Origin of the sequence: Micromonospora sp. NPDC005194 (genome assembly GCF_040608335.1) — a bacterium.
Lineage (GTDB): Bacteria > Actinomycetota > Actinomycetes > Mycobacteriales > Micromonosporaceae > Micromonospora.
On sequence record NZ_JBEXIA010000001.1, the window covers coordinates 94192 to 110666 of the forward strand.

Below are 16475 nucleotides of genomic sequence, written 5' to 3' on the forward strand. Positions count from 1 at the left end.
CAGTGGCAACCATCGAGGGAATCGTCGCCCGGGAGATTCTCGACTCGCGGGGCAACCCGACGGTCGAGGTCGAGGTCGGCCTGGACGACGGCACGGTGGCCCGCGCCGCAGTGCCCTCCGGCGCCTCCACCGGCGCGTTCGAGGCGATCGAGCTGCGCGACGGTGACGCCGACCGTTACCAGGGCAAGGGCGTGGAGAAGGCGGTCTCCAACGTCGAGGACAAGATCGTCGACCAGATCATCGGGTACGAGGCCAGCGAGCAGCGGCTCATCGACCAGAAGATGCTCGACATCGACGGCACCGACAGCAAGTCGGAGCTGGGCGCGAACGCCATCCTCGGGGTCTCCCTGGCGGTGGCGAAGGCCGCTGCCGGCAGCGCCGAGCTGAGCCTCTTCCGCTACCTGGGCGGCCCGAACGCGCACCTGCTGCCGGTGCCGATGATGAACATCCTCAACGGTGGCGCGCACGCCGACTCCAACGTCGACATCCAGGAGTTCATGGTCGCGCCGATCGGTGCGCCCACCTTCCGCGAGGCGCTGCGCTCGGGCGCGGAGGTCTACCACGCGCTGAAGTCGGTGCTGAAGAAGAAGGGCCTGTCGACCGGGCTCGGTGACGAGGGTGGCTTCGCGCCGAACCTGCCCACCAACGCGGCAGCCCTGGACCTGATCGCCGAGGCGGTCGAGAAGGCCGGTTACCGGCTCGGCACCGACATCGTGTTCGCCCTCGACGTGGCGGCCACGGAGTTCTTCGACAACGGCACCTACACCTTCGAGGGCGCCGCGAAGTCCGCCGAGGAGATGAGCACCTACTACACCAAGCTCGCCGACGCGTACCCGATCGTGTCGATCGAGGACCCGCTGGCGGAGGACGACTGGACGGGCTGGCAGACGCTGACCGCGTCGATCGGCGACCGGGTGCAGATCGTCGGCGACGACCTGTTCGTGACCAACCCGCAGCGCATCGCCCGCGGCATCGCGGAGAAGGCGGCCAACGCCGTCCTCGTCAAGGTCAACCAGATCGGTTCGCTGACCGAGACCCTGGACGCGGTGGACCTGGCCCACCGGGCCGGCTTCAAGTGCATGATGAGCCACCGCTCCGGCGAGACCGAGGACACCACCATCGCCGACCTGGCGGTGGCCACCGGCTGCGGCCAGATCAAGACCGGCGCGCCGGCCCGCTCGGACCGGGTCGCCAAGTACAACCAGCTGCTCCGGATCGAGGAGGAGCTGGCCGACGCGGCGCGCTACGCGGGCGCCGGCGCGTTCCCGCGCTACCGTTCGGCCTGAGACGTGGTCGGGAAGCCCCACCGCGGGGCTTCCCGGCAATCTCTGTAACGCATGGAGCCTCGGGGGAGGGGTGTGACGATGCAGCGCCGCACACCGGGTGGTCAACGTCCCGCCCGTCGACCGGGTCAGTCCGGCCGGCCGGGTGCTGGCCGGGCCACCCGTGGGTCGCTCCGGGACGCCGGCGTACGCGCCGAACCGCGCGGCGCCGCCGGTCGGGCGCCGGGCGCGGTCCGGGGCGCCGAGGGCGTGCGCTCGGCGAACCGTCCGGCCGCCGCTCGGCGTACCGCCTCGGGCGGCGCCGTGAAGCGGCTCGCCGCACCCCATCCCCGTCGCTTCACCGGCCGGGCCACCGTGCTGTGCGCGGTGCTGATCGCGCTCGCCCTCGCGTACACCTATCCCGTGCGCGTCTACCTGGACCAGCAGGCCGACATCGAGCGGATGGAGGCCGCCCAGGCGGCGCAGGAGGCCGAGATCGCCAAGCTCGCCGCCGAGGCCGCGAAGTGGAAGGACGACGAGTACATCACGACGCAGGTTCGGGAGCGGTTCTTCATGGGCCGGCCGGGCGAGAAGATGATGGTGGTGCTGAACGACCCGGAGGGCGCCGCCCGCGACGCCGGGAAGTCGCCCGGCTCGGGCGCCCCGGCCGGTCCGACGACCTGGTACGACACGCTCTGGTCGAGTGTGCGGGCGGCGGACAGCCAGCAGCCGGGCAAGTGAACCACCGACCAGCACACCAGGAGAGACGAGCACCGTGACTGTCGCACCACCGCCGGAGTCGGCGGCGGATTCCGTACCCCTGCCGCAGCGGGAGCCGGCCACCGAGGCCGACCTGGCCGCGGTGGCGGCGCAGCTCGGCCGGACGCCCCGAGGCACCCGGGCGGTGGCCCACCGCTGCCCGTGCGGCCTGCCCGACGTGGTGGAGACGACGCCCCGCCTCGCCGACGGCACCCCGTTCCCGACGCTGTACTACCTGACCTGTCCCCGGGCCACCGCGGCGTGCAGCCGGCTGGAGTCGGCCGGGCTGATGCGGGAGATGGCCGACCGGCTGACGACGGATCCGGAGCTGGCCGCCCACTACCGGGCCGCGCACGAGGACTACCTGGCCCGCCGGGAGGCGATCGGCGAGGTGCCGGAGATCGCGGGCATCTCCGCCGGTGGGATGCCGGGCCGGGTGAAGTGCCTGCACGTGCACCTCGGCCACGCCCTGGGCGCCGGCCCCGGCGTGAACCCGTTCGGTGACGAGACGTTGGCGCTGGTCGAGCCCTGGTGGGCGAGCGGCCCGTGCGTCGACGTGCCCTCGACCGAATGACAGCGCAGGCCGAGGGGCAGATCCTGGTGCGGCGGGCCCGCACCGGGGACGTACGGGGCATCCGCCGGTTGGTCGACACGTACACCGACGACCGGCGGCTGCTGAGCAAGGCCACCGTCACCCTCTACGAGGACGTGCAGGAGTTCCGGGTGGCGGTCCGGCCCGACGACGGCGTCGTGGTGGGCTGCGGAGCGTTGCACGTGATGTGGGAGGACCTGGCCGAGATCCGCACGGTGGCCGTCGACCCGTCCTGCCGTGGCCAGCGGATCGGGCACCGGCTGGTGGGTGAGCTGATCGACGCGGCCCGGGAGTTGGGCGTCGCGCGGATCTTCGTGCTCACCTTCGAGACCCGGTTCTTCGGCTCGTTCGGGTTCCGCGAGATCGACGGCGCTCCGGTGCCGCAGCCGGTCTACGAGCAGCTGCTGCGCTCGTACGACGAGGGTGTCGCGGAGTTCCTGGACCTGGAGCGGGTCAAGCCGAACACGCTGGGCAACACCCGGATGCTGCTGCGCCTGTAGATTCCGCCGAAGGCTGGCTGTCGTAGGGTTGCGGAGTGACGACGCGTGTTGCGGCCATCGACTGCGGGACCAACTCGATCCGACTGCTGGTCGCCGACCTGCCCGACGAGTCGGCCGGGCCGCAGGCCCCGCTGACCGACGTGACCCGGCGGATGGAAATCGTCCGGCTCGGGCAGGGTGTGGACCGGACGGGGCGGCTGGCGCCGGAGGCGATCGAGCGGACGCGGGTGGCGCTGGCGTCGTACGCCGCCGACATCGAGAAGTTGGGCGCCCAGCGGGTGCGGATGTGCGCCACCTCGGCCTCCCGCGACGCTTTGAATGCGGCCGATTTCACCGAAATGGTGCGGGCCACCCTCGGGATCGAGCCCGAGGTGGTCAGCGGCGACGAGGAGGCCCGGCTGTCGTTCACCGGTGCGGTGCGCGGCCTGCCCGCCGACGCGTTGGAGCCGTTCCTGGTCGTCGACATCGGCGGTGGCTCCACCGAGTTCGTGGTCGGTGACCGGGCGGCCGGCGTGCGGTCGGCGATCTCCGTGGACATCGGCTGCGTCCGGATGACCGAGCGGCACCTGGCGGGCGACCCGCCGACGGCCGAGCAGATCGCCGCCGCGCAGGCCGACATCGCCGCCGTCGTGGACCGGGCGCTCGCGGCGGTGCCCGGCCGCGAGGCGGCCACCCTGGTCGGCCTCGCCGGTTCGGTCACCACAGTGGTCGCCATCGCTCAGGGCCTGCGGGAGTACGACCCGGAGCGCATCCACCACGCCCGGGTGTCGTACGAGGCGGTGGCCCAGGTGACCGCGGACCTGCTTTCGCGGACCAGCGCGCAGCGGCTGGAGATTCCGGTGATGCACCCGGGCCGGGCCGACGTGATCGCGGCGGGCGCGCTCGTGCTCCGCGTGATCATGGAGCGGGCCGGAATGCCCTCGGTGGTCGCCTCGGAGCACGACATCCTCGACGGCATCGCCTGGAGCCTCCAGTAGGCCACCCGCGTCCTTGATCGACTCCGCATCGCCGATATCGCGGTATCCGGGACACTTGGACACCCCGATATCGGCGATCTCGTGTTGATCTAAGCGCTTGGCGTCGCCTTCAGGCAGTAAGCGGCCTGAGTAGGGCCGTTCTTCAGTCTTCGTCGTCCAGATTAGGGCGGTGCACGCGGATCCAAGCCTCGATGTCCTCGGTGCGCCAGATTCGCCCCGTGGCCAACGCTTCATACGGCTCCGGCCAGTCGGGACGCTTCATGAGCTGCTCCACGCGCTGCCTGCTGACGCCCAGCCGCATCCGAATCTCGTATGCACCCATGAGATTCCGGCCCATTCCTCGGAGGCTAGACATGCCCATACTAGTCAAGGCCCTAGTTGGGCAACACCCTACTAGGGCCTTGACTAGGGGCTACGATGCGATCACCCTTAAGTAATGGCAGCGTCCAACGTTTCCCCAGTTCACGACCGCCAGCGTCGGGCGATGCGCCCACATCTGCCGATGCGACCTCTGTGGCTGTGCCGGGTGTGCGCTGCCGCTTGGCCATGTCAGCCGGCGCGGCTGTTGTTGACCATGGAGTACCGACGTGACCGGGTCGGCCTGAGCGTCTACATGGCTGGCCTGTTGTTCGAGGCCACTGCGGATCTGATCAAGCTCAATCCGAATCCGGCGCCATCCCCGGCCGACCTGTTCGCCAGATTCGTGGGCTGGACCGCCAGGGGGGCCGAGTCTGACCCGACCAGCCCTGGGCGTCGTGCCGCTGATCCCGCAGACCGGGACGACCCCCCGCGTTCTCGATGATCGACTCAATATCGGCGATGTCGCGGTATCCCGCTGGCCGGAAGCCCCCACATCGCCGATCTGGAGTCGATCACCCGCTCGGCGCGGCGAGGGGCGGATCGTTGACGGTACTTCGCATTGCACACTAGTGTGCAATGCGTGGACACCACACAGTTGTTGAAGGGCGTGCTCGATCTGGCCGTCCTGGCCGTCCTTCGGGAGGAGGACGGCTACGGTTACGACATCCTGCGCCGGCTCCGCGAGGCCGGCCTGGAGGAGATCGGCGACGCCTCGGTCTACGGCACGCTGCGCCGTCTCTTCGCCGCCGGCCTGCTCACCACGTACGTCGTGCCGAGCGAAACCGGCCCGCACCGTAAGTACTACTCACTCAACGCCGCCGGGCGTGACCAGTTGACCCGCTCCGGCAAGCTCTGGCGCTCGTTTGCCACCACAATGGACACTCTGCTCGACGATCGGGGGCTGGCGGCATGACCGTCACGGAGCAGGAGATCACCGACTACGTGGCGCGGGTCCGGGCCGCTCTGGCCGACCTGCCGCCCGACCGGCTCACCGAGCTGACCGAGGATCTCGCCGACCATCTCACCGAGGTCGCCGCCGAGGCCGAGGGCACCCTCGTCGAGCGGCTGGGTGAGCCGGAGACGTACGCCGCCGAGCTGCGCGCCGCTGCCGGCGTCGGCGCGGGCGGTGGGCGCAACCTCGACCAGCGGGTCGCCACCGCCGTGGTCCGGCTCCGCGGCCGGCTGCGCGCGATCGACACCCGGCTCGGCCCACCCCTGGGGTACGCGACAGCCAGCGACTTCCTCCGTCTGCTGCGCCCGGGTTGGTGGGTGGTACGCGGCTATCTGGCGGCGATGCTGCTCACCGTGATCACCACGGGTGGCAGCTTCGGCGTGCTGCCCCGGTTCGGTGGTGAGCTGCTGGCCGGCCTGATCATGCTGATCGGTTTCGTACTCGCCTCGATCTGGCTCGGTCGCCGTTCGGCCCAGCTGACCCGCTGGCCGCGCTCGGCGGTGCAGGTCGGCAGTGCGGTGCTGGTGGTCTTCGCGCTCTCCGCCCTGGTGCAGGCCGAGGACCGGATGCGCTACGGCGACTACGGCATCGACCCGACGTCGATCAACGGCCCGTACGACAACGTCCGGGACGTCTTCGTCTACGACAGTGAAGGCCGGCTGGTGGAGAACGCCCGGCTGTTCGATCAGAACGGCAATCCGATCCGCCTGGGCTACCCGGGCTGCGAAGGCCGCGTCGACGAGTACGGCAACCCGCTGCTGCGCCCGTACCCGTACTGTCCGAGCCAGGCGCCCTTCGGCCCGCGCGCCCCCGGAGCGCCCGTCCCGCCGACAATCGAGCCGCAGCCGACCGACACGTCGACACCGAGCCAAACCCCGGCGGTCCCGACACCCACTCCGACCACGGCGAGCCCGAGCGTGACGCCGAGTGCCACGCCGAGTGGCGACCCGACCCCGACCGCGACGAGCTGACGGGCGATGTGAACCAGATCATGCACACGATGCTGGGAAATAGCTGAACGGACGAGGCGAGCGGGACGACGCCGGAAATCAATGATCGTTACGGTGTCGTCTGCTCATCCACCCCTCGGAAGGAACCCCCGTGTCAGAGCAGGTCGCACCGCCCCCCGCGTCCGACGCCGCGCCGCAGCAGCCGGCCGTCGAGACGCCCGCCCAGCCGGGTGTCGAGACGCCGCCCCCGGCCGAGCCGGAGGCGAAGAAGTCCGGTGGGAAGAAGGCGCTGGGCATCATCGGCGCGATCGTCGTGTTTCTCGTCGTCGCCGGCCTGAAGTTCGGTCTCGGCGCGGCGATCGGCAACTTCCTGAACAAGGACGAGACGGCCGACGCCAAGGCCGGCGACTGCATCGCGGAACTGCCCGAGATCAAGGGCGACAAGCAGCAGAAGGTCGACGGCGCCAAGGTCGTCGAGTGCACCTCCACCGACGCCGCGTACAACGTGGTCGGTCGGATCGACGGGCAGACCGAGGCCCAGGCCAAGGCCGACACCACCTGCAACGAGTTCTTCAAGGAAGGCCAGGACGGGTACGTCTTCTCCAGCATCGAGTCGGGCAAGAAGGGCTACGTGCTCTGCCTGACCAAGAAGGCCTGACCGAAAAGGTCAGACCGAGCTGAGAGACCGATGACGGCGGCGGGGGAGCGTTCCCCGCCGCCGTCGGCGTACCCCGGTCACCGTCCGGCGAACAGGAGGTGAATGCCACTGTTCCGGCGTCTTCCCGGCGGAGGCGCGGCATGGCAGGCTACCGGCACGTAGGACCACTGGGCGACCAGCCAACGATGACTGACCGCTAGGAGGACGGCCGATGGGCGACATGGTGAGCTACCGCAGCAACGGGGGTACGAGCGAGGGGTATCTCGCGATACCCGCCAGCGGCACGGCCAGCCCCGCCGTCATCGTCATTCAGGAGCGGTGGGGTCTCGTCCCGCACATCCGGTCGGTCGCGGACCGGTTCGCCGAGGCCGGCTTCGTCGCCCTCGCCCCGGACTTCTACCACGGTGAGACCACCAGCGAGCCGGACGAAGCGCAGCGTCTGCTGCTGGCGATGCGGATGGACGAGGCGGCGAAGGACATCGCCAGCGCCGCCGACTACCTCGCGGGGCGGCCGGAGGTAACCGGCAAGGTCGGCGCCGTCGGCTTCTGCGCCGGTGGCAGCCTCGCCCTCTGGTCGGCGACCCTCTCCGAGCGGATCGTCGCCACCGCCGGCTTCTATCCCGTGCTGCCCTGGGAGTCGATGCGCCCCGACTGGGTCGACTACGCAGGCAAGACGGCCGTCATCCACTGCTCCGAAGAGGACGGCACCTCGGCCGCCGAGGGTGTGCAGACCGCACGCCGGGCCATCGAGGAGGCCGGCGGCACCTGCCAGCTCTACGACTACCCGGGCACCTCGCACTCGTTCTTCAACGACGACCGGCCGGAGGCGTTCGACCAGCGTTCCGCCGCCAGCGCCTGGGCCCGCACCCTCGAACTCTTCCGGGCCAAGCTTGGCTGAGCCGCGTACACCCGACCAGGTCGTCGCCCGCGCCGCGCGGGCAACGGACCTGGCCGACCTCGACGCGGCGGTCAGTGACTGTTTCGCCTGTCCACGGCTGGTCCGGTGGCGGGAGGAGGTGGCCCGCACCCGGCGGGCCGCCTTCCGCGACCAGGAGTACTGGGGTCGACCGGTGCCGGGCTTCGGCCCCGCCGACGCGCGGATCGCCATCCTCGGGCTCGCGCCCGCCGCGCACGGTGGCAACCGCACCGGCCGGATCTTCACCGGCGATCGTTCGGGCGACGTGCTCTTCGCGGCCCTGCACCGGGCCGGGCTGGCGAACCAGCCGACAAGCGTCGCCGCCGACGACGGGCTGGCGCTGCGCGACACCCGCATCTTCTCGGCCGTCCGCTGCGCCCCGCCGGACAACAAACCAACCCCGGACGAGCGGGACACCTGCGCGCCCTGGCTGCACCGCGAGGTCACGCTGATCCGGCCCACCCTGCGCGTCGTGGTCGCGCTGGGCGCGTTCGCCTGGGCCGCGTGGTGGCCGGTGCTGCGCCAGGTGTACGGGCAGCGCCCGCCCAGCCCGCGACCGGCGTTCGGCCATGGGGCACACTGGTCCGGCGCGGCCGTGCCGGAGTTGCTCGGTTGCTACCACGTCAGCCAGCAGAACACCTTCACCGGGCGGCTGACACCGGGGATGTTGGACGATGTCTTCGGCCGGGCCAAGCAGCTGGCCGAAGTGGACTGAGAACGCGTGGGGTGGTGGCGATGACGAACGGAACGCGCCCGCCCACGCCGTCCCCGGTCGCCGGGTCGGGTGTGGTCCGCCCGGTGCTCGGTCTGCTGCGCCGGTGGTGGCCGGTGGGTGCGGTGGCGGCGCTGCTCGCGGCCGCCGCACTGGCCTCGGCGCACTCGTCGATCGGCGCCAGTCAGATCCCGCCGGCCGCGGAGAACGTCCCCTGGGTGCCCGAGTACCCGACGGATACGCCGTCGCCGCCGCCGTCGATCCCGGTCGAGCCGAGGGACGCCGGCGAGGCCACCCAGGCGCACATCCCGCAGTGGATCGCCACCGTGGCGATGGTTCTGCTCGGGCTGGCCATCCTCGCGGTGCTGGGTTATCTCAGCTGGCTCCTGCTCCGTGGCGCGCTGCGCCGCACCTCGCGGGCGCTGCCGGCGCAGCGGGCTCGGCGTACGGCCGAGGGCACCGCCCGCGAGGTGGCCGCCGCCCTGGACGCCGGCCTGGTGGAGCTGGACGACCAGGCCACCGATCCCCGCGTCGCGGTGATCGCCTGCTGGGTACGCCTCGAGGAGGCCGCCGCCGCGGCCGGTGTGCCCCGGCATCCCGGCGACACCCCGACCGACCTGGTCACCCGGCTGCTGCGGGGTGACCCGTCGACCGGGGTCCCGGCGATCGTCAGCGCCGACGTGCTGGCCGAGTTCGCGCACGTCTACCGCGAGGCCCGGTACGCCACGCGTGAGGTCGACGAGGGCACCCGCGACCAGGCCCGCGCCGCGCTGCGGCGGCTACGCGGTGAACTCACCATCGTGACGACTGGCGCTTCCGAGGTGCCGTCGTGAACGGGCTGGGGACGGTGCGACGGTGAGCGGCAGTGCCAGCATCGACGACCTGCTCACCTTCGAGGAGGAGCGGCCGAGGCAGGCCGAGCGTGAGCGGGGTGGCCGCGCCGGGCGCGTCTTCCGGGCTCTGGCCGGCAACGCCGCCCTGGTCGCCGTGCTGGTCGTCGGTCTGCGGGCGGTCGGTCTGCAGGTGTCGCTGGTGATCCTGGTGGCCGGTGTGTTCGCGGTGTCCGCGGTGCGCCGGGTCGCTGCCGCGCTCGCGCCGCCACCGGCGGCGAGGTCCCGTCCTCCGCTTCACCAGTACGACGACGACGGCACCTGGAACTGGGGTGCCCGGGACGCGCTGCGCGCCGCCATCAACGGCTGGGAACTCCCGCTGGACTGGTCCACGACGCGACCCGAACGCTTCACCGGGGTCATCCTGCCCCGGCTCGCGGAACTGGCCGACGAGCGGCTGCGCCTGAAGCACGCCGTGACCCGCGAGTCGGATCCGACCCGTGCCCGTGCCCTGCTGGGCGATCGGTTGTGGACGTTCCTGGAATCCCCGCCCCGCCGCCCCCCGTCGCCGCGCGATCTCGCGGTGATCGTCGCCGAACTGGAGAAGATTTCATGAACGACGTGGACCGGAGCATGCCCGCCGCCGAGGTCGGTCGCCTGGCCCGGGCCGTCCTGGACGCGGTCGGCACCGTCGTGGTCGGCAAGCGGGACGCGTTGGAGCTGGTCCTCGCCGGGATCCTGGCCGGTGGGCACGTGCTCCTGGAGGATCTGCCCGGCCTGGGTAAGACGCTCACCGCGCGCTCCTTCGCCCAGGCGCTCGGGTTGGACTTCCGCCGGCTCCAGTTCACCCCGGACCTGCTCCCCGCCGACGTCACCGGCTCCTTCCTCTACGACCAGCGCAACGGCGACTTCACCTTCCGCGCCGGGCCGGTCTTCACCAACCTGCTCCTCGCCGACGAGATCAACCGGACGCCGCCGAAGACCCAGTCCGCGCTGCTGGAGGCGATGCAGGAGAAGCAGGTCTCGGTGGAGGGCGTGACGTACAAGCTGGACGAGCCGTTCCACGTGCTGGCCACCGCAAACCCGATCGAGTACGAGGGGACCTACCCGCTGCCCGAGGCGCAGCTGGACCGGTTCCTGCTGCGGGTCTCCTTCGGCTATCCGGAGCACGAGGAGGAGTGGGAGGTGCTGCGCCGTCGGATGGGCCGCCGCCGCGAGGAGGCGGACATCAAACCGGTCGTCGACGCCGCCACCCTGCGGGCGATGCAGGCCGCCCTGGAGGACGTGGTGGTGGAGGACTCCATCGGCCGGTACATCGTGTCGCTGACCGCGGCCACCCGGGAACATCCGTCGGTGCTGGTCGGCGCCTCGCCGCGTGGCTCGTTGGCGCTGCTGCTGCTGGCCCGGGTGCGCGCGGTGTTCGGCGGCCGGGACTACGTGGTGCCGGAGGACGTCAAGGAAGTGGCGGCGCCCGCCCTGGCCCACCGGATCACCCTACGCCCGGAGATGTGGCTGCGCCGCGTCGACCCGGCCTTCGTGGTGGGTGAGGTGTTGGAGGCCACGCCCGCCCCGGCCAGCGGTGCGCTGCCCAGCTACGCCGCCGGCGGGCTCCGGCGCTGATGACCGGCCCGACCGCGCCCGCGCCGCGATCCACCGAGCCGGAGTCGGCCGCCGGCTGGGCGCCCACCCCGGCGCTCGGCCGCGCGGTGCTGCTCGCCGGCCTGTTGCTGGTGGCGGGGGTCCTGCTGGGGCGGGTCGATCTCGTCGTGCTGGCGGCCCCGTTCGCGCTGGGCACCGCGTACGCGCTGCGCCGCCGGCCCACGACGCTGCCGCAGGTCTGGATCACCGCCGGGGACGACGGACCGCTCGTCGAGGGTGGCGAGGTGTCGGCCGCCGTCAGTGTCGGCAACCCGGACGCGGTCGACTACGACCTCGTGGTGGTGCGGTCCCGGGTCTCGCCGTGGTTGCGGATCACCCGTGCCGGTTTCGCCGGCACCGGCCCGGCCGACGACGCCCCGCCCGCCGACGCCCCGCCCGCTGCTGGCGCGTCCGCCCGCACCGGCCGCTCCGTCGCCGATCGGCCGTTCGTGACCTCAGTGCCCGCCGCCGCGGCGGTGGACCTCGAGTTGGCCGGCCGGGCTCTGCGCTGGGGCCGGCACCCGGTCGGTCCGGCCGGCGCGCGGGTCGCCACGGCGGGTGGCCTGCTGGTCTCCCGAGCGGTGTTCACCGAGCCGGTCGGGGTGCGGGTCTATCCGCGCACCGAACCGTTCGAGGCGGTGGAGGCGATGCCCCGCGCCGCCGGCCTGGTCGGCGCGCACCACTCCCGCCGGCCCGGTGAGGGCGGCGAGCTGGCCGGCGTACGGATCTTCGCCCCCGGCGACCGGCTCCGCCGCGTCGACTGGCGGGTGTCGCTGCGCGCCCGGCAGTTGCACGTGGCGGCCACCCTCTCCGACCGGGACGCCGAGGTGGTGGTGCTGCTCGACGTGCTCGCCGAGGCGGGGCGCTCCGGCGGCGTGGACGGCTCCGCCTCGGTGCTGGACACCACAGTGCGGGCCACCGCGGCGATCGCCGAGCACTACCTGCACCGGGGCGACCGGGTGTCGCTTGTGGAGTACGGGCCGGGGGCCCGCCGGTTGCGCGCGGCCGCCGGCCGCCGGCAGTACCTGACCGTCCTGGAGTGGCTGCTCGACGTGCGCGCCGAAGCCTCCCAGCACGAGCCGTACGACCAGGTCTTCGGCCCGCAGCAGCTCTCCTCGGACGCGTTGGTGGTGGTCCTCACCCCGCTGCTGGACGAGCGGTCGGCGCAGATGCTGGCGCGGCTGGCCCGCTCCGGCCGGTTCGTGGTGGCGGTCGACACGCTGCCGGCCAACCTGACGCCGCCGAAGGATCGGGGTTGGGCCGAGGTGGCGTACCGCCTGTGGCGGCTGGACCGGGAAACCATGATCGGGCAGCTCCGGGAGCACGGCGTGCCCGTCGTGCGCTGGGCCGGCGCGGGCAGCCTGGACCAGGTGCTGCGGGACGTGGCGCGGCTGGCGACGGCCCCAAGGGTCGGTTCCCGGTGAGGATCGAGGGTGTGGGCAGATGATCGACGCGATCACCGGGCGGGTTCGGGCTGCTCAGGATGCTGTTGCACGGATCAGCGCCGTTCCGCTGATGGTCCGGGCCGCGATCTTCGTCACCGCGCTGGCCGGGCTGGCGCTGGCGTTTCCCGCCGAGGTGTTGACCGGCCGGCCGCTGCTGCTCCTGGCGGTGGCGGCGCTGCTGCCCGCGGTGGGTCCGCGGCGGCTGTGGCCGACGTTCGTGGCGCTGGTCATGGCCGGCGGCTGGCTGCTCGCCACCGACGGATACGGCCGACCGGTGGCGTTGTGGCGGCTGCTCGCCGTCGCTGCGCTGTTGTACCTGGGGCACTCCCTGTGCGCGCTGGCGGCGCTGCTGCCGTACGACGCGATGGTGGATCCGGAGCTGGTCACCCGGTGGTTGCTGCGGGTGGCGGCGGTGCTGTTGGGTACGGCCGTGCTGGGGGTGCTGCTGTTGCAGGCGGCGGGCCTGGGCGGGGAGGCCGGTCATCAGTGGGTCACCGTGCTGGGGCTGGTGGTGGCGGTGGGTCTCGTCGCGTTGCTGGGTTGGCTGCTGCGGCGTAGGTGAACCCCTGAGGCGGCAGAGTTATGCAGGTCACAGGGGTTGTGTTCCGTCACAGATGGGGGGCGCGAGCGGGATTACCTGAGCCCGGCGGGGAAAGATAGATGACGTGAATCCGAAGCGGATCCTTGTGGTGGGTGCCGGGCACGTCGGTCTCTACGCGGCCCTGCGCCTGTCAAAGAAGCTCAGCTCCCGTGAGGCTGAGGTCATCGTCGTGGACCCCCAGCCCCACATGACCTACCAGCCGTTCCTGCCCGAGGCCGCGGCGGGGAACATCTCCCCCCGGCACTCCGTGGTGCCGCTGCGCCGGGAGCTGCGCCGGTGCAAGGTGGTGGCGGGAACGGTCACGCGGGTCGAGCACGACCGCAAGGTGGCCACCGTGCAGCCGATCGTCGGTCCGGCCCGGGAGATCGCGTACGACCACGTGATCGTCGCGCCGGGTTCGGTGTCCCGGACGCTGCCGATTCCGGGCCTGCACGAACAGGGCATCGGGTTCAAGACCATCGGTGAGGCGATCTACCTCCGCAACCACGTGTTGGACCGGCTGGACGTCGCGGCCGTGACCCCGGATGCGGAGGTGCGCCGCTCGGCGCTGACCTTCACGTTCGTCGGTGGCGGTTACGCGGGCATCGAGGCGCTCGCCGAGATGGAGGACATGGCCCGGGACGCCCTGCGCTACTACCCGGAGCTGAAGCCGGAGGACATGCGCTGGGTGCTCGTCGAGGCCACCCAGCGGGTGCTGCCCGAGGTCGACCGGGACATGGGCGCCTACACGGTGCAGCAGCTCATGAAGCGCAACATGGACATCCGGCTGGACACCCGCCTGGAGTCCTGCGTCGACGGGGTGGTCAAGCTCTCCGACGGGGACAGCTTCCGGTCCGACACGATCGTCTGGACGGCCGGCGTGAAGCCGTCGCCGATGCTTGACGCGACGGACTTCCCGCGTGACGAGCGCCGGCGGGTCACCTGCATTCCCACCCTCCAGGTGGTCGACGGTGACCGGGTCATCGAGGGCGCGTGGAGCGCGGGTGACTGCGCCGCCGTGCCGGACCTGACCAAGGAGCCGGGCAACTTCTGCTCGCCGAGCGCGCAGCACGCGGTGCGTCAGGCGGCGCGGATGGCCGACAACATCGTCGCGGTGATCCGCGGCCGCGAGCCGGTCAACTACAAGCACAAGCACGCCGGCAGCGTCGCCAGCCTCGGCCTGCACAAGGGCGTCGCCCAGGTGTACGGCATCAAGATGACCGGCTGGCCGGCCTGGTTCATGCACCGGACGTACCACATGAGCCGGATCCCCTCGTTCAACCGTAAGGTCCGGGTGGTGGTGGACTGGTCGCTGGCGTTCTTCCTCAAGCGTGAGGTCGTCGCCCTGGGCCAGCTGCACGACCCGCGCGAGGAGTTCGTCGAGGCATCCCAGCCGGTGGGCGCGCCGCGCGTCTGAGCAAACTGGACGAAAGGGCCCCTCCTGCTCAGGAGGGGCCCTTTCGCGATACTCGGCGTCAGACCCGCCAGATCCAGGCGTCGGCGATGCGGGTGGCCGGGCCGTACAACTGCTCCAGGGTCGCCCGCAGGCTGTCGGCGTGCGGCGCGTCGTCGGCCAGCGCCACGCAGGACGCGCCCCAGAAGTCGACGTCCCGGGCGGCCTGCCGGCGCTGCTCGTCGCCGATGGCCGGCTGGTCGCCGCGGCGGGCGACGTCGGCCAGCAAAGCCGAGGTGGGCTGCTTGAAGGTGCCCATGGCGGCGGTGCCACCGCGCCCGTACGGGCCGATGAAGAACCCCTCGGGCAGGCCGAACCCGGCGTCGGCGGCGGCTGCCCAGCGCATCGGCCACGGTTCCTTGGGGGTGGGCAGTGGCACCGGGACCAGCACACCGCCCGGGCGGACGCACTGCCGCCAGTGCCCGCCGGTGATGAACTCCGGCACGGCGGGCCGCTCGGCGGTCGGCAGTGGGGTCGGGAAGATCGGCAGCAGGGCTGCGATGACGGCGAGCGGCACCAGCCGCCGCGCCCGGCCGGTGCCGCGCAGTGCCCGGTCGACGGCCACGACGAGCACCGTCGCCACGATCGGGAGCAGCGCCAGGCCGAACCGCATCGGCAGCGCGCCGTCCATCACCGGCAACCCGGCCAGCAGGGCGTACGGGCCGGGCAGCGCGGTGCGGGTGCCGCCGAGCACCACCTCCGGGCCGAGGGAGAGCGCGCCCATCACCAGCGCCGCCACCACGCAGGCGAGCACCAGCCGGCGCCGGCCGGCCCAGACCGCGCAGGCGGCGGTGACCAGCAGCAGCGGCCAGCCGAGGAAGGTGTTGTATTCGGCGGGGCCGGTGGTCAGCCGGGACGCCTCGTCGCTGCCGGCGACCGACAACGGGGAGACCGCCCACCAGCTGCTGAGGTCGGCCGAGAAGTAGGCCGGGCTGAACATCCCGTCGGCGACGCCCTGCGGCCCGGCGAACTGGAACCACAGTGGGTAGCCGAGCACCAGCAGCGCCAGGCCGGCGGCGATCGCCAGCCCGCCGGCGAATCCGGGCAGTGCGCGCCGGGCGAGGTCCCGGTCCGCGACGGTGTAGCTGATCGCCATCACCAGCAGTGTGACGGCGCAGAGGAAGAGGACCTCCTCGCCGATGAAGACCTGCGCGGTGACGGCTGCGGCCAGCCCGGCAGCGGAGCTGATCATCCGTCGTCGGTCCGGGCCGACCGATCGGGCGCGGCCCGTCGCGTCGGGTGTCGTGGGGCCGGGGTCGGACGCGCGGAGCAGCCGGAGCACCAGCCAGACGATCACCGGCACCAGCCACTGCGCCGTCATGTGCAGGTGGCTGTTGGACTGCGAGATCATGCCCGGACCGAACCCGCACAGCCCGCCGCCGAGCGCGGCGGCGAGGCGGTTGGCGCGCAGCGTCCGGTGGAACAGCAGGTACCAGGCGAGGGCGGTGCCGGCCAGGTTGGCGGCGGCGAGCAGCGCGAAGGTGGTGGGCGCGCCGAGCAGGAGGGTGATCGGCGCGCAGACGACGCCGAGCGCGATGACAGTGGTGTTGGCCATCAGGTTGACGCCGTCCGGGGCGTTGAGCCGGTCGGTGAGCAGGTGGAAGTCGCCGAGCAGCGCCCTCGCGTCGACCGCCAGGAACCATTCGTAGAGCGTCTGGTCCTCGGGGTTGAGCGCCAACGTCCGCCCACCCGGGTCGGGCCACAGGCCGTGGGTCAGCCAGCCGGCGAGCGCCACCCAGACCACCGCGATCAGCAGATCCGCCCGGTGGCGGCGGACGGCGGCCAGCAGCCGGACGGCCCGGGGTCGGCGGTTGACCTGATCGTCGAGACGGAAGACCTGGTCAGGGGCGGCGTCGGGGGCCGTTGGGGCTGCGCTGCTCACGGCATCGAC

The 16475-nt window shown here is 72.1% G+C and carries 19 protein-coding genes; 17 read left to right on the forward strand and 2 right to left on the reverse strand.

Translation table 11 applies throughout. The features are described from left to right. Positions 1–2 precede the first annotated feature (2 nt). The 5 genes from eno (at position 3) to ABZU53_RS00460 (ending at position 4090) form a co-directional block, all read left to right on the forward strand. Positions 3–1286: a phosphopyruvate hydratase gene (gene eno, locus ABZU53_RS00440; protein WP_354854145.1), complete on the forward strand. Its 1284-nt coding sequence runs from the start codon at positions 3–5 to the stop codon at positions 1284–1286. Positions 1287–1364: 78 nt separating this feature from the next. Next, on the forward strand, positions 1365–2003 hold the full coding sequence (locus ABZU53_RS00445) for a septum formation initiator family protein (RefSeq protein ID WP_354854147.1): 639 nt from the start codon (positions 1365–1367) through the stop codon (positions 2001–2003). 34 nt (positions 2004–2037) lie between these two features. After that, positions 2038–2595: a DUF501 domain-containing protein gene (locus tag ABZU53_RS00450; RefSeq protein WP_354854148.1), complete on the forward strand. Its 558-nt coding sequence runs from the start codon at positions 2038–2040 to the stop codon at positions 2593–2595. Beyond that, positions 2592–3113 (forward strand): amino-acid N-acetyltransferase, encoded by a 522-nt coding sequence (locus tag ABZU53_RS00455; RefSeq protein ID WP_234584104.1) that lies wholly within the window; start codon positions 2592–2594, stop codon positions 3111–3113. The genes ABZU53_RS00450 and ABZU53_RS00455 overlap by 4 nt, the downstream gene beginning before the upstream one ends. Positions 3114–3148: 35 nt before the next feature. Continuing rightward, the gene (locus ABZU53_RS00460) at positions 3149–4090 is read left to right on the forward strand and encodes a Ppx/GppA phosphatase family protein (RefSeq protein ID WP_355062961.1); all 942 of its coding nucleotides are present in this window, start codon (positions 3149–3151) and stop codon (positions 4088–4090) included. Positions 4091–4232: 142 nt separating this feature from the next. Here the strand turns inward: ABZU53_RS00460 and ABZU53_RS00465 are convergent, their stop codons facing one another. Continuing rightward, positions 4233–4427, reverse strand: a complete 195-nt coding sequence (locus tag ABZU53_RS00465) for a DNA-binding protein (protein ID WP_354854151.1) — start codon at positions 4425–4427, stop codon at positions 4233–4235. Positions 4428–4526: 99 nt separating this feature from the next. Between ABZU53_RS00465 and ABZU53_RS00470 the strand changes: the two genes are divergently transcribed. From ABZU53_RS00470 to ABZU53_RS00525, 12 genes are all read left to right on the forward strand, one after another. Continuing rightward, on the forward strand, positions 4527–4892 hold the full coding sequence (locus ABZU53_RS00470) for a hypothetical protein (RefSeq protein WP_355062963.1): 366 nt from the start codon (positions 4527–4529) through the stop codon (positions 4890–4892). Positions 4893–5030: 138 nt separating this feature from the next. Next, positions 5031–5363 (forward strand): PadR family transcriptional regulator, encoded by a 333-nt coding sequence (locus ABZU53_RS00475; protein ID WP_007455685.1) that lies wholly within the window; start codon positions 5031–5033, stop codon positions 5361–5363. Continuing rightward, a complete protein-coding gene (locus ABZU53_RS00480; RefSeq protein WP_355062965.1) occupies positions 5360–6373 on the forward strand; it encodes a hypothetical protein in 1014 nt (337 codons plus the stop codon). Before ABZU53_RS00475 ends, ABZU53_RS00480 begins: the two co-directional genes overlap by 4 nt. A 130-nt stretch (positions 6374–6503) precedes the next feature. Further along, positions 6504–7010: a hypothetical protein gene (locus ABZU53_RS00485; protein ID WP_355062967.1), complete on the forward strand. Its 507-nt coding sequence runs from the start codon at positions 6504–6506 to the stop codon at positions 7008–7010. Between the two features lie 211 nt (positions 7011–7221). Beyond that, positions 7222–7908, forward strand: a complete 687-nt coding sequence (locus ABZU53_RS00490; RefSeq protein WP_354854158.1) for a dienelactone hydrolase family protein — start codon at positions 7222–7224, stop codon at positions 7906–7908. Next, complete coding sequence (locus tag ABZU53_RS00495) at positions 7901–8641, forward strand: uracil-DNA glycosylase (protein ID WP_355062969.1); 741 nt, start codon at positions 7901–7903, stop codon at positions 8639–8641. The genes ABZU53_RS00490 and ABZU53_RS00495 overlap by 8 nt, the downstream gene beginning before the upstream one ends. A 92-nt stretch (positions 8642–8733) precedes the next feature. Next, a complete protein-coding gene (locus tag ABZU53_RS00500; protein ID WP_354854306.1) occupies positions 8734–9471 on the forward strand; it encodes a DUF4129 domain-containing protein in 738 nt (245 codons plus the stop codon). 22 nt (positions 9472–9493) lie between these two features. Further along, complete coding sequence (locus ABZU53_RS00505; RefSeq protein ID WP_355062971.1) at positions 9494–10084, forward strand: hypothetical protein; 591 nt, start codon at positions 9494–9496, stop codon at positions 10082–10084. Next, a complete protein-coding gene (locus ABZU53_RS00510) occupies positions 10081–11088 on the forward strand; it encodes a MoxR family ATPase (protein ID WP_354854163.1) in 1008 nt (335 codons plus the stop codon). Before ABZU53_RS00505 ends, ABZU53_RS00510 begins: the two co-directional genes overlap by 4 nt. Next, positions 11088–12530, forward strand: a complete 1443-nt coding sequence (locus ABZU53_RS00515) for a DUF58 domain-containing protein (protein ID WP_355062973.1) — start codon at positions 11088–11090, stop codon at positions 12528–12530. The genes ABZU53_RS00510 and ABZU53_RS00515 overlap by 1 nt, the downstream gene beginning before the upstream one ends. Positions 12531–12549: 19 nt before the next feature. After that, complete coding sequence (locus ABZU53_RS00520) at positions 12550–13113, forward strand: hypothetical protein (protein WP_355062975.1); 564 nt, start codon at positions 12550–12552, stop codon at positions 13111–13113. A 103-nt stretch (positions 13114–13216) separates the two neighbouring features. After that, on the forward strand, positions 13217–14548 hold the full coding sequence (locus tag ABZU53_RS00525; RefSeq protein WP_354854169.1) for an NAD(P)/FAD-dependent oxidoreductase: 1332 nt from the start codon (positions 13217–13219) through the stop codon (positions 14546–14548). Positions 14549–14606: 58 nt separating this feature from the next. On the opposite strand, the gene ABZU53_RS00530 is transcribed toward ABZU53_RS00525, so the two are convergent. Further along, positions 14607–16466 (reverse strand): hypothetical protein, encoded by a 1860-nt coding sequence (locus ABZU53_RS00530; RefSeq protein ID WP_355062977.1) that lies wholly within the window; start codon positions 16464–16466, stop codon positions 14607–14609. Positions 16467–16475 lie beyond the last annotated feature (9 nt).

Coding starts and splice junctions, on each gene's coding strand:
- ABZU53_RS00445 (WP_354854147.1), top strand. CDS start 1,365: ATGCAGCGCCGCACACCGGGTGGTCAACGTCCCGCCCGTCGACCGGGT.
- ABZU53_RS00455 (WP_234584104.1), top strand. CDS start 2,592: ATGACAGCGCAGGCCGAGGGGCAGATCCTGGTGCGGCGGGCCCGCACC.
- ABZU53_RS00465 (WP_354854151.1), bottom strand. CDS start 4,427: ATGGGCCGGAATCTCATGGGTGCATACGAGATTCGGATGCGGCTGGGC.
- ABZU53_RS00470 (WP_355062963.1), top strand. CDS start 4,527: ATGGCAGCGTCCAACGTTTCCCCAGTTCACGACCGCCAGCGTCGGGCG.
- ABZU53_RS00480 (WP_355062965.1), top strand. CDS start 5,360: ATGACCGTCACGGAGCAGGAGATCACCGACTACGTGGCGCGGGTCCGG.
- ABZU53_RS00490 (WP_354854158.1), top strand. CDS start 7,222: ATGGGCGACATGGTGAGCTACCGCAGCAACGGGGGTACGAGCGAGGGG.
- ABZU53_RS00510 (WP_354854163.1), top strand. CDS start 10,081: ATGAACGACGTGGACCGGAGCATGCCCGCCGCCGAGGTCGGTCGCCTG.
- ABZU53_RS00515 (WP_355062973.1), top strand. CDS start 11,088: ATGACCGGCCCGACCGCGCCCGCGCCGCGATCCACCGAGCCGGAGTCG.
- ABZU53_RS00520 (WP_355062975.1), top strand. CDS start 12,550: ATGATCGACGCGATCACCGGGCGGGTTCGGGCTGCTCAGGATGCTGTT.